The organism is Candidatus Latescibacter sp. IFSED24 (genome assembly GCF_058273205.1).
In genome coordinates, this window is record NZ_CM177850.1 from 1456503 (window position 1) to 1472038 (window position 15536).

The 15536-nt window shown below is 69.0% G+C and carries 13 protein-coding genes; all 13 read right to left on the reverse strand.

The window, feature by feature from the left end; genetic code table 11:
- Nucleotides 1-26: 26 nt before the first annotated feature.
- The 13 genes from prfB to IFSED24_RS06065 all read right to left on the reverse strand — a co-directional run bounded on the left by prfB (nt 27) and on the right by IFSED24_RS06065 (nt 15488).
- Nucleotides 27-1143 (reverse strand): peptide chain release factor 2 gene (gene prfB, locus IFSED24_RS06005; protein WP_491334309.1). Its coding sequence is split into 2 segments (ribosomal slippage): nt 27-1088 and nt 1090-1143, totalling 1116 coding nucleotides; the frame shifts between segments, so codons are not numbered across the junction.
- Entirely contained in the window at nt 1140-1757 is a 618-nt protein-coding gene (coaE, locus tag IFSED24_RS06010; protein ID WP_491334310.1) for a dephospho-CoA kinase, read from the reverse strand. Before coaE ends, prfB begins: the two co-directional genes overlap by 4 nt.
- A gap of 99 nt (nt 1758-1856) precedes the next feature.
- Nucleotides 1857-4706, reverse strand: coding sequence for a DNA polymerase I (gene polA / locus IFSED24_RS06015; protein ID WP_491334311.1), 2850 nt, complete (start codon nt 4704-4706; stop codon nt 1857-1859).
- Nucleotides 4703-5299, reverse strand: coding sequence for a nicotinate-nicotinamide nucleotide adenylyltransferase (locus IFSED24_RS06020; RefSeq protein WP_491334312.1), 597 nt, complete (start codon nt 5297-5299; stop codon nt 4703-4705). The genes polA and IFSED24_RS06020 overlap by 4 nt, the downstream gene beginning before the upstream one ends.
- The gene (locus tag IFSED24_RS06025; protein ID WP_491334313.1) at nt 5296-6081 is read right to left on the reverse strand and encodes an outer membrane protein assembly factor BamD; all 786 of its coding nucleotides are present in this window, start codon (nt 6079-6081) and stop codon (nt 5296-5298) included. Before IFSED24_RS06025 ends, IFSED24_RS06020 begins: the two co-directional genes overlap by 4 nt.
- 34 nt (nt 6082-6115) lie before the next feature.
- On the reverse strand, nt 6116-6808 hold the full coding sequence (locus IFSED24_RS06030; protein ID WP_491334314.1) for a hypothetical protein: 693 nt from the start codon (nt 6806-6808) through the stop codon (nt 6116-6118).
- Nucleotides 6809-6829: 21 nt separating this feature from the next.
- The gene (locus IFSED24_RS06035; RefSeq protein WP_491334315.1) at nt 6830-8260 is read right to left on the reverse strand and encodes a MiaB/RimO family radical SAM methylthiotransferase; all 1431 of its coding nucleotides are present in this window, start codon (nt 8258-8260) and stop codon (nt 6830-6832) included.
- A complete protein-coding gene (locus tag IFSED24_RS06040; RefSeq protein WP_491334316.1) occupies nt 8260-10608 on the reverse strand; it encodes a DNA translocase FtsK 4TM domain-containing protein in 2349 nt (782 codons plus the stop codon). Before IFSED24_RS06040 ends, IFSED24_RS06035 begins: the two co-directional genes overlap by 1 nt.
- Nucleotides 10580-11962, reverse strand: a complete 1383-nt coding sequence (accC, locus tag IFSED24_RS06045; RefSeq protein ID WP_491334317.1) for an acetyl-CoA carboxylase biotin carboxylase subunit — start codon at nt 11960-11962, stop codon at nt 10580-10582. Before accC ends, IFSED24_RS06040 begins: the two co-directional genes overlap by 29 nt.
- A 137-nt stretch (nt 11963-12099) precedes the next feature.
- On the reverse strand, nt 12100-13248 hold the full coding sequence (locus IFSED24_RS06050) for a type IV pilus twitching motility protein PilT (RefSeq protein ID WP_491334318.1): 1149 nt from the start codon (nt 13246-13248) through the stop codon (nt 12100-12102).
- Between the two features lie 158 nt (nt 13249-13406).
- Nucleotides 13407-13874, reverse strand: coding sequence for an acetyl-CoA carboxylase biotin carboxyl carrier protein (gene accB / locus IFSED24_RS06055; protein ID WP_491334319.1), 468 nt, complete (start codon nt 13872-13874; stop codon nt 13407-13409).
- Nucleotides 13875-14028: 154 nt separating this feature from the next.
- Nucleotides 14029-14586: an elongation factor P gene (gene efp, locus IFSED24_RS06060; protein ID WP_491334320.1), complete on the reverse strand. Its 558-nt coding sequence runs from the start codon at nt 14584-14586 to the stop codon at nt 14029-14031.
- Between the two features lie 101 nt (nt 14587-14687).
- Nucleotides 14688-15488 carry a tetratricopeptide repeat protein gene (locus tag IFSED24_RS06065; RefSeq protein ID WP_491334321.1) on the reverse strand — a complete coding sequence of 267 codons (801 nt, stop codon included), beginning with the start codon at nt 15486-15488 and terminating at the stop codon, nt 14688-14690.
- Between the last annotated feature and the right edge of the window lie 48 nt (nt 15489-15536).

The following is a 15536-nucleotide window of genomic DNA, read 5'->3' on the forward strand; positions in this document are numbered from 1 at the left end:
CGCCATCCCTTCGGTGGGGCGCTCGCTCATTCGCGGTTGCGAACGACGTCGCCGCTCTTGTGACGCAGGTACGCGTCGATGAAATCCTCGATCTCCCCGTCGAGCACCGCCTGCGCGTTGCCGGTCTCGTGCTCGGTGCGGACGTCCTTCACCTTGGTGTAGGGCTGCAGGACATAGTTGCGGATCTGACTCCCCCAGGCGATCTCCATCTTGTTGTCCTCGGCGGCCTGCCGCTCCTTCATCTGCTCCTCGAGCGCGCGCATGTAGAGCTTGGTGCGCAGCATGGTCATGGCCAGCTCGCGGTTGCGGTGCTGGCTGCGCTCCTGCTGCGACTGGACCACGATGCCCGAGGGCTCGTGGGTGATGCGCACCGCGCTGTCGGTCTTGTTGACGTGCTGGCCGCCGGCTCCCGAGGCGCGGTAGGTGTCCACCCGCAGGTCCTGCGGGTTGATCTCCACCTCGACGTCCGCGTCGGCCAGCGGGAACACGAACACGCTGGCGAACGAGGTATGCCGCCGGCTCTGGGCGTCGAAGGGCGAGATGCGCACCAGCCGATGCACCCCGGTCTCGCTCTTGAGATACCCGTAGGCGAAGGGGTGGTCGATCTCCAGCGAGACGCTCTTGATCCCCGCCTCCTCGCCTGGCTGCAGGTCCAGGGTGGTGAACTTCATGCCGTTGCGCTCGAGGTAGCGCGTGTACATGCGCAGGAGCATCTCGGCCCAGTCCTGCGACTCGACCCCGCCGGCGCCCGGGTGGATCTCGAGGATCGCCCCGCGGCCGTCCTCGGGTCCGTTGAGCAGGAACTGGAAGTCGAGCTTGGCGATGAGCTTCTCGAGCTGCCGGGTGCCCGCAGCCACCTCCTCGGCGGTCTCGCTATCGTCCTCCTCCTGGGCCAGCTCGGCCAGCAAGAGCAGCTCCTCGACCTTAGCCTCGGCCGCCTGCACCGGCTCGGTCCAGGTCTTGAGCTGCCTCAGCCGGCGCACCACCTCTCCCGCCCGATCCTGGTCGGACCAGAATTCGGGTTCGTTCTGCGTGGCTTCCAGCTTGGACAGTTCGACCAACAGGGAGGGGTAGTCAAAGACCCTCCTTGAGCTCGGCCAGACGTGTGCGCTGCGCCTCGAGCGTATCCAGGGTCTCCTTCATGGCGTCGTCCCTCCCGGGGATGATGGGGTGGCATGGTCCTGCCACAGGCGATCGGCCACGGCGGCCAGCATGGCCTCCGGACCGGTATTCTCGATCACGAGGTCGGCGCCCGGCCAGAGCGGCTCGAGATGCGCCTGGGCGGCGATGCGGGCGCGGGCACGGTCCGGCGCGAGGCCCAGCGAGACGAGGCGGGCGAGCCGCGCCGGGGCGGGGGCCGTGACGGTGACAGTCATATCCACCGGCGGCGGTCCCGGCAACAGAAAATACACTGCCGCCTCCAGGATGACCAGGGGCGGATTGGCCGCGACCGCCGCCGCCAGCCGATCGGTGCAGGCCGCAGCCAGGGCGGGGTGGACCAGCGCGTCGAGGTCGGCTCTCGCCAGGGGATCGGCGAAGACGAGGGGGCCGAGGAGCGCCCGGTCGACCCGTCCGTCCCGGGCGAGGATCCCGCGTCCGAAGCGCGCCACGATATCCGCCCGGACCGCCGGATCGTCGAGGATCTCGTGTCCCACGCGGTCGGCATCGATCAGCACGGCGCCGCGGGCCGTCAGCAGGCTGCAGAGCCGGCTCTTGCCGGCAGCCGTGGGGCCGGTGATGGCGAGGCAGCGTGTCATGCTGGAATCCGTGGCCGCGAGGTGATATTCGCCGTGTATCCCGATCACGAGCCATGATAAGGCGCGCAGGGGGGAAAATGAATCAGGAATCGGCCGTGGTCAGCCGTGCGCCTCGCGCCAGTCGTCGCCGGCGTGGGCCTCGACCACGAGCGGGACCGACAGCTCCAGCGCCCCTTCCATGCAGTCGCGCACCAGGGTCGTGACCGTCGCGAGTTCGGGCCGCGGCACCTCGAGCACCAGCTCGTCGTGGACCTGCAGCAGGAGCATGGCCCCGGTCTCGGCCTCCGCCAGCGCCGCCGACAGTTTCAGCATGGCCAGCTTGATCAGGTCGGCCGCCGTGCCCTGGATCGGCGTGTTGACCGCGATGCGTTCCTGGAAGCTGCGGATCCGATTGTTCGCCGAGTGGATCTCGGGCAGCAATCGCCGCCGGCCAAGCATGGTCGCGACGTAGCCCTCGCGGCGCGCCCGCTCCCGGGTCTCCTCGATGTAGCCCTTCACCCCCGGATAGGTGGCGAAATACTGGTCGATGAACTCCTGGGCCTCGGTCTGCCTGACCTGGATCTGGCGCGCCAGGGCCCGCGCGCCCATGCCGTAGATCACGCCGAAGTTGATGGCCTTGGCCCGTGAGCGCATCTCGCTGGTCACCGCGTCCTCGTCGACCCCGCCGATGAGCGCTGCGGTGCGGCGGTGCACGTCGGCGCCGTCGGCGAAGGCCTGGCGTAGCGCGGCGTCGCCCGAGAGGTGGGCGAGCAGCCGCAACTCGACCTGCGAGTAGTCCGCAGACAGGAACACGTTGTCCGCGACGCGAGGGATGAACGCGCGCCGGATGCGGCGCCCCAGCTCGGTGCGGATGGGGATGTTCTGCAGGTTGGGGTCGCTGCTGGAGAGGCGCCCGGTGGCCGCCACCGCCTGGTTGTAGCTGGTGTGGATGAGGTCGTCGCGGTCGGCCAGCGCCGGCAGCGCCGTGACGTAGGTCCCCTGCAGCTTGGCCACCTGGCGGTGCTCGAGGATCAGACCGGGCAGCTCATGTTCCTCGGCCAGCCGCTCGAGGACGGTCACGTCGGTGGACCAGCCGGTGCTCGTCTTCTTCAGCGGCTTCAGCCCCAGCTTCTCGAAGAGGATCACCTGGAGTTGCTTGGGACTCTGGACGTTGAACGGTTCGCCGGCCAGGTCGTGGATCTTCTGCTCGAGGTCGGCCAGCTCGAGGGCGAAGGCCTCGCGCAGCTCGTCCAGGAACGAGCGGTCGATCTTGATGCCGGTGCGTTCCATGTCCAGCAGCACGCGGACCAGGGGCATCTCCAGATCCTGGAAGAGCGCCTCCAGGCCCTGCTCGGCGAGCTGGGGCGCCAGGACCTCGTACAGGCGCAGGGTCATGTCGGCATCCTCGGCGGCGTACTCGGCCAGCCGGGGCAGCGGCACGCCCAGGATGTCCTTCTGACGATCGCCGCGGGCGAAGAGCTCGTCGTAGCCGATCATGGTCTCGGCGAGGAAGGCGCGGGCGAGCTCGTCGAGTCCGTGGCTGCGCCGGCCGGGGTCCAGGACGTAGCTCGCGATCATGGTGTCGAAGCAGGGGCCCGCCACCGTGAAGCCGTGTCGCTCGAGGATCCAGAGGTCGTATTTGAGGTTCTGGCCCACCTTGAGGCGGCGCGGATCGCCCAGCACCGGCTGCAACCGCTCGCGGACCGCCGCGAGCTGCTCGTGCTCCTCGCCCACGGCGAAGAGGGTCCCGGTCCGACCGCCGGCCGCGTCGGCGCTCTCGTCGCGCCAGATGACGGGGACGTAGGCCGCCGGACATCCCGGCGCCGCCAGCGAGATCCCCACCAGGCGCGCCCGGTGTGCCACCAGGTCGTCGGTCTCGGTGTCGACGGCCAGCGGACCTTCGGCGGGCAGGCGGTCGAGCCAGTCCTGCAGCGCCGCCGCGTCGACCAGGAGCTCGTACCCCCGTTCCGCGAGCCGCGCTTTGGCCGGCGCCTCCGGTTCGTCGGCGGGTGCGGGCGACGGCTCATCCGGGTCCGCCGCGTCCGGCCGCGGTTCCGCGGCGCCCTTGGCCGGTCGTCCCGACTCCAGGCGCTCGGCCAGCTGCTCGGCGCGGCGCAATGGCCGCTGCAGGCCCAGCTCGTCCATGAGCCGCTGCACCGCCGGCGCGGTGGGCAGGACGGTGCGCAGCGCGTCCCAGTCCAGCGTGATGGGCGCGTCGCGGTCGATCAGGAACAGGCGCCGCGAGAGCAGGACCTGCTCGCGGTTCTCGCCGAGCACGCGCTTCAGCCGCGGGGTCAGCTTGCTCTGCTCGAGCTCGGCGTAGAGCGTCTCGAGGTCGCCGTACTCGGCGATGAGCTTCATGGCGGTCTTGTCGCCCACGCCGGGAGCGCCGGGAATGTTGTCGGACTTGTCGCCGGCCAGGGCGAAGCAGTCGACGATCTGCGCCGGCGTGAGGCCGGTCTCGCGCCGCAGCGTCTCCAGGGTGACCTCGGTGATGTCGTCGCCGCGCCGGCCGGGCTTGAGCATCCCCGTCCGTTCGTCGAGCAGCTGCTGGAAGTCCTTGTCGCCGGTGTAGAACCAGACCCGTTCAACCTCGCCCGCGCTCCTCTGCGCGGCCGTGGCCATGACGTCATCGGCCTCGTAGCGGTCGAGCTCGAGCACCGGCAGCCGCCAGGCGTCGAGGAGCTCGCGCAACCGCGGCAGCTGCTCGGCCAGCTCCTCGGGCATGGGCTTGCGCTGCGCCTTGTACTCGGGGTAGATCTCGTGGCGGAAGGTAGGCCCCTTCTTGTCGAAGACCATCGCCAGGTGGCTGGGCTCGTAGCGCTCCACCAGTTGCAGCACGGCGTTGACGGTGCCGAAGGCCACCGAGGTGATCTCGCCCGAGGGCGCGGTCAACGGCCGGTTGGCGAAGGCGTAGTGCGACCGGTAGATGAGGGCGGAGCCGTCGATGAGGATCAGGCTCGAGCTCACTGCGGATCCTTTCGCTGCGGCCAGTCGTAGAGCCCGGCGGCCACGATATGCTCCGCCACCGCCGTCGGCAGCAGGTCGGGGCCGGGCCGGCGCCCGGCCGCCAGGTCGTTGCGGATCCCGGTCGAGGAAGCCGGGTGCGCGAAGTCGTCGAGCACCAGCGCCCGGCCAGCGAGCGGTGCGACCAGGGTCACCTCGCCACGGGCCACCACCAGCGGTTCGGCCAGGGCCAGCAACCGCTCCGGCTCGTGCCAGCGTACGAAATCGCCGACGTTGTCGCCGCCGATGACCAGGCGCCAGCGGTCGCCGGGATGCTCGGCCACCAGCTCGGCGAGGGTCGTGACCGTGTAGCTGGGTTCGGGGCGGGTCAGCTCGCGTCCATCGATCTCCACGCCGGGATGGCCGTCCAGCGCGAGGTGCACCAGGTGCAGGCGGACCGCGGGATCGGTGACGGTGCCGTCGGGCTTGAAGGGGGATCGGCGTGCGCAGACCACGTGCACCACATGGGCCAGGCCCCGATCGAGCATGGTCTCGACCAGTGCCACGTGGCCAGCGTGGATCGGATCGAAGCTCCCTCCGTAGAGGGCGCGGATCACGGCTCGTCCGCGTCGACGAGGAGCTTGCCCAGGGCCTTCTCGGCCCGCTCCCGGTACTCGCTGTCGGGATACCCGTCCACCAGCCGCTGATACATCACGATGGCGGTGTTGGGATCGTCGAGGCGCTGGGCCACCTTGGCGCGCTTCCAGAGTACCTGGTCCAGGAGCGAGGAGCTGGGCTCCTGCTCGAGGATGCGCTCGAGCGTGATGCCCACGGCCTCCCAGCGCCCCAGCTGCTCGTAGACCTTGGCCGCCCGCAGCTGCTTGAGCACCATGAGGTCGGCGATCTCCTGCATGGCCTTACGGACCTCTGGCATGTACTTGGACGTGGGATAGGTCCGGGCGAACTCGAGCCAGTGCACCCGCGCCTCGTAGGCCGGCGTCACGTCGCGTTCGATCCGGCCGATCTGGTTGTAGTAGCACCACCCCTCGAGGTACATGGCGTCCTCGACCAGCGGGCTGATGGGGAAATCCTGCCGCAGGATCTGCAGCTCCACCGCCGCCAGCGGGTACTCCTTGATCTCCATGTAGGCCCGGGCCTTCTCGAACTGGGCCTGGGCCGCGAGCGAATCGGTGGGATTCTGGCGCACGAAGACCTCGAACGCCTCGGCGGCCTCCTGATAGCGGCCGCGCTCGAGCCAGAACGTACCGCGCTGGTAGCTGCCCAGCGCGTAGGGATTGCTGGTGCCGCAGCCGCCGCTCGCCCCCAGGGCCAGGCAGGTGCCCAGGATCAACAGCCATACCGCGACCGTCCGGCCGCGCGCTCCACTCAGTTCAGTCAACGGGTCCTCCCACCGGCGCCGCGCGGCGCCGGGGTCACTCGGTGTTCGCGAAGTAGATAGCCACCAGGCCGACCAGGGCGCCCAGCACCACGAATTCCTCGATGCGGCGCGACCAGGTGCCACCCTTCTGTTCGGCGCGGGTGAACTGGTACATGTTCGATTCCACCGCGGCGAAGTACTCGGGCGGGATCCGGTCCTGGAAGCTGCGCGCCAGGCGCTGGCTCGCCAGGACCTGGCCGTCGGCATGGTCGACCACCGTGAACTGGCCGACGAAGTCCATCTGGCGTGCGATCCAGCTCTTCCAGAACAGCAGCCGCCGGCCGGTGTCCGGGTAGCTCAGATCCAGCTCGCTGACGCGGTACCGTAACTCCACCACGGGCAGATCGGTTCCCCCGGGCGCCATGTCCAGGTGCACGTCGTAACCGGCCCGCTGGAGATGGAAGGTGGCCACCTCGCTCAGCAGGTTGATGGCCTGGTCGCTGCTGGCGGGCACCAGCACCACCGCCGCCGGCGCGGGCGGCAGCTCGGCCATGATGGTCTGCACCGCCTCGCCCAGCAGGGCCTCGGCCACCCAGAGGTTCGAACGCAGGGTGTCCGCGCCGTCCAGGGCGAAGGTCAGGTCCGGATCGGCGGGAACGATGCTCTCGACCTGGTCCTGGGCCAGGGCCGCCGCCGGACCGAGCAGGCAGAGGAGCGCGAGGCAGGCCAGGCAATGTCGCAGCTTCATGCAGATTCCTCTTGCAGAAGGTCAGTGTGCCGGTTCGGCCCACACATCCCAGGGGGTGACACCGGTGAACTCGGCCTGGCACCAGACCCCGGGAGCCAGGTCCACACCGGCCGGCATGACGACCACACCGTCCAGATCGTACCCGAAATGGACGCTGCGGCCAAGCGCCAGAGGCGCGCCGGCGGCGACCAGATCGGCGGCCCGACGCCGGGCCTCCTCGTCCTTCCAGACTCCCTCGAGCAGCGCCCCGGTCAGCTCCTCGAGGCGTTCACGCTGGGCCCCGTCGGCGGGGTCGAGCACCTCGTCCACGACCACCTCGAACGAATGCTGCAACCGGCCGGCCATGCGGCGGCCCGCGATCTCGGACTGCAGATCCAGGACCCGCGCCTCGCGATCGGCCACCTCCTCGTCGTCCGGACGGTCGGCCATGGCCGCGGCCGGCGTGCCGGTCTCCGGAGAATAACGGTAGGTCCCGAGGTGGTCAAATTCGACTTCGGCCAGGAAATCCAGCAGTTCCTCCACGTCTTCCTCCTGCTCGCCCGGGAACCCCAGCAGCGCGGTGGACCGCAGGACCAGGTCCGGGCGTTCGCGGCGCAGGGTGCGGAAGAACGCCGCCGCTTTCACGGGATCGCCCGGCCGCTTCATGGCCTGTAAAAGCCGCGGCGACGCGTGCTGCACCGGCAGGTCGAGGTAGGGCGTCACCTTGGGCAGTTCGAGGATGCGCAGGGCGCGCGCCACCGGGAACAGGCCGGCGTAGAGGTAAAGCAGGCGGATGCGGCGAAGTTCCGGAATCGCGGCCAGCTCGCCGAGCAGGTCCTCCAGATCCTCGCCGGTGCCGCGGCCGAAGTCGCTGGTGTTCTGGCTCACCAGCTGGACCTCGCCCACGCCGCCGGCCGCCAGGTTACGGACCTCCTGGACGATCTCGGCGACGGGCCGGCTGCGCAGCTTGCCCCGGATCAGGGGGATGCGGCAGAAGGTGCACGCCTGGTTGCAGCCCTCGCCGATCTTGACGAAAGCCACGTGGGCGGGAGTCAGCAGGGGCCGACGCACCAGGCCCTCGTAGCGGGCCTCCATGGCGGGCACGGCGAGCCAGTCGGCGAACCCGGCCAGGGCGGCCGTCACCACGCGGTCGAACTCGCCCACGCCGCCGACGACGTCCACCTCGGGATGGTCGCGCTGGATGCGGTCGCCATGCTCCTGGGCCAGGCAGCCGGTGACCACCAGGGTGCGGCGTCCCTTCTCGCGGGCGAAGGCGGCGATGGCCTCCTCGCTGTCGTGCCGCGCCGCCTCGATGAAGCCGCAGGTGTTGAGGATCCAGATGTCGGCGCGCTCGGGATCGGATTCGGGCACCACGCCGCGGCCGGCGAAGCGACCGAGCAGCGCCTCGGAGTCCACCAGGTTCTTGTCGCAGCCCAGGGTGTGGCAGTAGACCCGGCGGACGGGTTGGTTCATCACTCGGGCTCCTCGCCGTCGAAGAGGTCGGGCAGGTCGTCGGGCTTGACCAGCACGTCGCGGGCCTTCGAGCCGGTGAACGGCCCGACGATGCCGGCCTCCTCCATCATGTCCATGAGGCGGCCCGCGCGGGTGTAGCCGATGCGCAGACGCCGTTGCAGGAGGCTCGTGGAGCCGCTCTGATGCAGCACCACCACCTTGACCGCATCGGCGAAGAGGTCGTCCTCGCCGGTGTGGATGCCCGTGCCGCCGGCGCCGCCGGCGGTGAGGCTGATCTCCTCGGCCACCCCCGAGTACTGGCGCCAGTGCTCGACCACGGCCTCGCATTCGGGGATGTCGACGAACGCGCCGTGGACGCGGATCGGCTGGGCACGCCCGGGCATGAGGTAGAGCATATCGCCGCGGCCCAGCAGCTGCTCGGCGCCGTTCTGGTCGAGGATGGTGCGCGAGTCGTTGCGCTGGATCACGCGGAAGGCGATACGGCAGGGGATGTTGGCCTTGATCACGCCGGTCAGGACGTCGACGCTGGGTCGCTGGGTGGCGAGCACCAGATGCAGGCCCACCGCGCGGGCCTTCTGCGCCAGCCGGGTCACCGGGATCTCGAAGTCCTGGCCCAGCTGGACCATGAGGTCGGCCAGCTCGTCGACGATTGTCACGTAGTAAGGCATGGGCTGGGTAACCGGCTCGCCCTCGCGGTCGAGGATCTCGCCCCGGGCAACCTTGACGTTGTACTGCTCGATGTTGCGCACCGCGTGCTGACTGAGCTGCCGGTAGCGTTGGTCCATCTGGGCCACCAGCCAGTTCATGGCGCGCAGCGCGTCCTTGGGGTCGGTCACCACCGGCAGCAGCAGGTGGGGGATCCCGTTGTAGACGCTCATCTCGAGCATCTTGGGGTCGATCAGGAGGAGCCGGACGTGGGCCGGGTCGTTGCACAGGAGCAGATTGGTGATCATGGCGTTCAGGCAGACCGATTTGCCGCTGCCCGTGGAGCCGGCCACCAGCAGGTGCGGCTGCGCGGCGAGGTCGATGCTCACGGGCTGGCCCACCACGTCCTTGCCGATGGTCACGGTCAGCGGGTTGCGCGGCTTGCCCTGCTCGAGCTGCAGCACGTCGCGCAGGCTCACCAGCTGGGCGGTGCGGTTGGGAATCTCTACGCCCACCGCGGCCTTGCCCGGGATCGGTGCCTCCATGCGCAGGCTCCGGGCGCGCATGGCCAGCGCGAGATCGTCGGCGCGCTGGACGATCTGGCTGACCTTGGTGCCGGACGCGGGCTGGTACTCGTAGGTGGTGACCACCGGTCCGGGTCGGACGTCCTTGACCTCGCCGGCCACCCCGAACGACCGCAGGGTGGATTCGAGCAGGTCGGCGGCGTCGTCCAGTTCCTGCGGACTGAGTTCGGGCGCCTCGGCCGGCGGGGTGGCCAGCAGTTCGAGCGATGGCAATTCCACCGGACCGGTGGGCGCGGGCACCAGCTGCACGCCGAAGTCATCGTCGCCTTCGTCACCGGCCGGTTCGGCGCGTCCGGCAGGCGCGGCGCCCCCCCCTTGCTCGCCGGGATCCGGCCAGTGGACCCGACGCTCCCGCGGCGGGGCCTGGGGACCGGGATCGTCGGGCTCCTCGATCATGGCGTCGTCATGGCTGTCCGGGGCGCTGGGGCGCCGCCGGCTCGCCTGAGGCGTCGGCGCCGTCGGGCGCACGAACGCGCCGCGCAAGAGCTGCCAGAGCCAGCGACCGAGATCGGCCAGGCCCCCGGCGAGCTGTCGCATGAGCCAGACCACCGGCAGCCAGAACACGCGCAGGATGCGCCCCAGCGGTTCCCACCACGGGCGCAGCACCAGCGTCAGCACGACCAGCAACAGGAGGCTCAGGAATAGGCGGCCGCCCCAGAGTCCGACGAGTTCGTGGAAACCGCGGGCGAGATAGGTCCCCACCGCACCGGCCCAGCGGGCCGACACGGCATCACCCCAGGGCCAGCCGGGCTGTCCGCACCACGCGGTGGTCACGAGCCACAGCGGAACCGCCCTGACGAGCAGCCGCCGTACCACGCCGGGCCGCGCCAGCAGCGCTCCGCCACCGACCAGCAGCAGGACCAGCGGCACCAGCCAGGCCCAGGCCGCGCCGAACGCCACCCGCAGGCCGAACGCGAGCACCGCGCCCACGGGACCGCCGGGATTGGTGAAGGCCAGGGGGCTCTCGAGCCGCCCTCCCTCGAGCACCGTCCACCATGGCGAAGCGGGACCGGTCAGGCAGAGGCCGAGGTAGATCGCCAGGGCGATCAGGAACAGCCCTGCCAGCCAGGGAGCTTCCCACCAGGAGGGGCTAGGCTTCTTGCGCCTGCGCGCGGACATGCATCGCCTCCAGCAACTGGTCGCCGTATTCCTCGAGGAAACGGGTTGTCGTCTGACCGTCCCGGAAGACGGGATGGGCCAGGACCGCCAGATGGAAGGGGATGCTCGTGGGGACACCCTCGAAGACGCTCTCGTCGAGGGCGCGGACCATGCGGGCGATCGCCTCCGTGCGGTCGCGGCCGTGCACGATGATCTTGGCCAGCAGCGAGTCGTAGTATGGTGGCACGGTGTAGCCCGTGTAAAGGTGAGAATCCACCCGCACGCCCAGACCGCCCGGGGCGTGGAAATCGCGGACCGTGCCCGGTTGCGCCAGGAAGCCCCGCGCCGGGTCCTCGGCGTTGACACGGCACTCGATGGCGTGTCCGAAGACCACCACGTCGTCCTGGCAGAAATCGAGCGGCTCGTCGGCTGCCACCAGGAGCTGCTCGCGGATGAGGTCGACCCCGGTGACGAACTCGGTCACCGGATGCTCCACCTGGATCCGGGTGTTCATCTCCATGAAGTAATACGACCCGTCCTCGTCGAGCAGGAATTCCACCGTCCCCGCTGACCGGTAGTCCACCTTCCTGGCCAACTTGACCGCGTCGGCGCCCATGCGCGCGCGGAGTTCGGGGCCCACCGCCGGCGACGGCGCCTCCTCGATGAGCTTCTGGTGACGGCGCTGGACCGAGCAGTCGCGCTCACCGAGATGGACCACGTTACCGTGGGCGTCGGCCAGGATCTGGATCTCCACGTGGCGCGGCCGTGCCAGGTACTTCTCCATGTAGAGGCCATCGTCGCCGAAGGCCGCCTTGGCCTCGGCCTTGGCCGTCTGGTACGCCTTTTCGAGCTGGGTCGGATCACTGGCTGGCCGCATCCCCTTGCCGCCGCCGCCGGCGGTGGCCTTCAGCAGCACGGGGTAGCCCACGCGCTCGGCCGCCTTGAGCGCCGACTCCAGCGTGGGCAACAGGCCGGTGCCGGGCACCGTGGGCACTCCGGCGGCCTCGGCGGTGGCGCGCGCGGTGGCCTTGTCCCCCATCTTGCGGATGGTCTCGGGGGCCGGGCCGATCCAGATGAACCCGTTCTCGATGATCGTCTCGGCGAAATCGGCATTCTCGGAGAGGAAGCCATAACCCGGATGGATGGCCTCGGCGCCGGTGATCTCCGCCGCGGCGATGATGTTGGGGACCCGCAGGTAGCTCTCGGCGCTGCTGGTCTTGCCCACACAGACGGACTCGTCGGCGTATTTGACATGCAACGAGTGACGGTCGGCTGCCGAATGCACGGCCACGCACTCCACACCCAGCTCTTTGCAGGTCCGCATGATGCGCAGGGCGATCTCACCCCGGTTGCAGATGAGGATCTTCTTGAACATGGCAAATCCGTCCGGTCGGGTGAAGGGCAGGCCAGGACGCCGGGCCCGGGGATGTGGTCCAGGATCGCAGAGATCCAGCCCGACGGCAAGAGGCGGGACCACCAGGGTCCCGCCTCGCGAAGCTGACGCGGTGAAACCTACTGCAAACCGTCCGGGATTCCGGCCGGGGCGCCTTCGCCGCTCTCGAACTGATCCCAGGTGGTGTCCGAGCTGGCCTGGATGCCCTTGATGCGCAGCGAGAACTCGTGAGGATTGCTGGAGGCGTGCATGGCCGCCTCGAGGCTGATCTTCCCCTGCTTGTAGAGCTGCATCAACGACTGGTCGAAGGTCTGCATGCGGTATTGGACGAATCCCTCCTGGATCGCCTGGCGGATCATCACCGTCTTCTCGGGTTCCCGGATGAACTCCTTGATGGTGCTGGTGTTGATCATGACCTCGACCGCGGGGAACCGTCGCTCCCCGTGCGGATCGGCCACCAGGCGCTGGGAAACCACCGCCTGCAGGGTCGACGACAGGAGGTAGCGGATCTCCTGGTGCTGGTGCGGCGGGAAGAAGCTGATGATGCGGCTGATGGTCTGGGTGGCGTCGATGGTGTGCATGGTGCTGAGGACCAGGTGGCCGGTGTCGGCGGCGGTCAGCGCCACCTTCATGGAGTCGGCGTCGCGGATCTCGCCGATGAGGATGCAATCGGGATCCTGGCGCAGAATATACTTGAGGGCCTCGGCGTAACTGCCCGTATCCGCACCGACTTCGCGCTGGCTGATGATGCTCCGCTTGTCCTTGTGCAGGAACTCGATGGGGTCCTCGATGGTGATGACGTGGCTCGAGCACTCGGTGTTCAGGATGTCCACCATGCTGGCCAGGGTGGTGCTCTTGCCCGACCCCACGGTGCCGGTGACCAGGATCAGGCCGCGGGGCTTGAGCGCCAGGTCGCGCAGCACCGGCGGCAGGCCCAGATCGTCGAGGGTCTTGATCTCCACCGGCACGTGCCGGAAGACCATGGCGATGCTGCCGCGCTGGACATAGAAGTTGGCGCGGAACCGGGCCACCCCGGGCACACCGAAGGCGAAGTCGATCTCGCGCGTCTTCTCGAACGATTCGCGCTGCGAGGGCGTCAGGATCTGCTGGGCCACGGCCACCATGTCCTGGACCGTCGGGGCCGGCATGTCGAGCATGTCGAGGCTGCCGTTGATGCGCAGGATGGGTGGCGAGGCGACCTTCAGGTGAAGATCGCTGGAACCACGGCTGATCATCTCCTTGAGGATATGCTTGATGTCCAGGGGCACGGCGACCGCTCCTTGCCAAACATGGTCGTTGGTGGCGCACTACGACTGCCACAATCCTAACGACATCATCGGCCGCGCCGGCCTCGACTTGAGCCGGGGCATGGCAAAGGCCCGCCCCTCGCGGGACGGGCCTGGCGTTCGTCGACGGTGTGCCAGGGTCAGGCCGGTTCGATACGGAAGAGGACCGCCTCGGCCTCCACGGGCTGCGAATTATCCAGACAGATCTCGCGGACGATGCCCGCGAACTCTGCTTCGATCTCGTTCATCACCTTCATGGCCTCGACGATGCAGAGGGTCTGCCCCACCGCCACCCGCTGGCCCAGCTCCACGAAGGCAGGCGAATCGGGGTCGGGCGAACGGTAGAAGGTGCCCACGATGGGCGAGGTGACCTCGCGCCACGAGGGATCGCCCCCGGACGAAGCGACCGCCTCCGCCGCCGGCACCCCCGTCGGCGCCGGGTTGGCCGGCAGCGCCGGGGCCGCCGCGGGCTGCGGCGCCACGGTCATCACGGGCGCCGTGATGGCGCCGGCGATACGCAGGCTGAGCCCTTCCTCCTCGATCTCCAGCTCGGCGATGCCACTCTCGGCCACCAGCTCCACCAGTTCACGAATCTTGGCGACGTCCATGCGCGACCTCCATCGCTGGTATGGTAATCCTTAGCCGCCCCATCATCACCAAGCTCCCCCTCCCCCGCAACCCTAGATTCGCTCGCGGCGCCGGCGAAACTGTTACGGCCCGCCAACCGGCGGGCCGTTCTGTTTCGCCGGCAGTGCGTTCGAATCACACGCGCCCGAGGTATTTCCCGGTCCGGGTGTCGATCTTCAGCACCTCGCCCTCCTCGATGAAGAGGGGCACCTGGACCACGAGGCCTGTCTCGAGGGTCGCGGGCTTAGAACCGCCCTGGGCGGTGTCCCCCTTGAAGCCCGGATCGGTCTGGGTCACCGCCAACTCCACGGTGAAGGGCGGCTCGACCGAGAGCGGCTTGTCCTCGAAGAGCAGGACGCTGCAGATCTCGCTCTCCTTGACGTACTTCGGCAGGTCGCCCAGCGTGTCGGCCGGCAACTGGATCTGCTCGTACGTCTCCAGGCTCATGAAGGTGAAGAACTCGCCGTCGTTGTAGAGGTACTGGTAATCGCGTTTCTCGAGGCGCACCTCCTCCACCTTCTCACCTGCCCGGAAGGTCTCCTCGATGACCTTGCCCGTGGTCACACCCTTCAGCTTGGTGCGCACGAAGGCCGGGCCCTTTCCCGGCTTGACGTGCTGGAACTCCATGATGCTCCACAGATTATCCTTGTAGCGCATGGTGAAGCCGGTCCGGAAATCGGTGGTGTCTGCCACGATGGCCTCGCTTTCCTGGCACGAGGACGAGCCATGCGTCCTCGCTGGATCTCAAGAATAGTGCGTGCGGATCCCCGCAGCAATGGAATGGACCAGAGTACTCAGCTCTCGGATTGCCGAGCGTCGGCAGTGGCGTCGAGCCAGGCGCGGAAACGGTCGAGATCTTCCCCGCCGGACATGGTGGCCGACATGTTGGCGACGTCGTCGGCGACGGCCTGGGCTTCCATGGCGGAGGCGGCTGGCGGCGGGGTGGCGGCTTCGGTTGACAGCTTTTCCATCAGGGTCAGGGCATCCTGGCGGCCAGGCTCTGCGGCCAGGATCCGTTCCAGGATCAGCCGGGCCTTCTCGGGATGGCCCTGGCGGATGTAGAGCTGGGCCAGGGTCGGGGTTTCGAAGCCGCCGCCGGCGGCACCGGATCCCGAGGTCGCCATCGCTGCGGCTGCCGGAGCTGCCGGATCCGCCTCGCGGTGGGGGGCTTCTTCCTGTCGCAGCCGCGCCTCCCGCAGCGCTTCGCGCACGGCCCCGTCCTCTGGCTCGAGTCGCAGGAGGCGTTCGTTGAGCGCGCAGGCCTCGTCCCAGTCCGCTCGTTCGGCCGCGTCGCGCCCGAGCAGCCGCAAGGCCAGCAGGTTGTCGGGATCGTTGGCGAGCACGGCCTGCAGGGTCTGGCGCGCGGGCTGCATGTCCCCCAGCTCGGTGAGAACCAGTCCCAGAGCGACCCGTGCCGTCAGGAAGTCGGGGTGGTTATCCAGGCCCGATAGCAGGATCCGGCGCGCCTCTTCCAAGCGACCCGCGCGACGATAGAGGTCCGCGAGCGGCAGGAAGACCCGCGATGCGGGGTCGGCCTGCAGGCGCGATTCGAAGTGTGCGATCTGCTGAACGAGTCCGGGAAGATCGGAAGCCATGGTCCACTCCACCTGAGCAACGATGAGGGCTGAATCGGGGAGCCATTT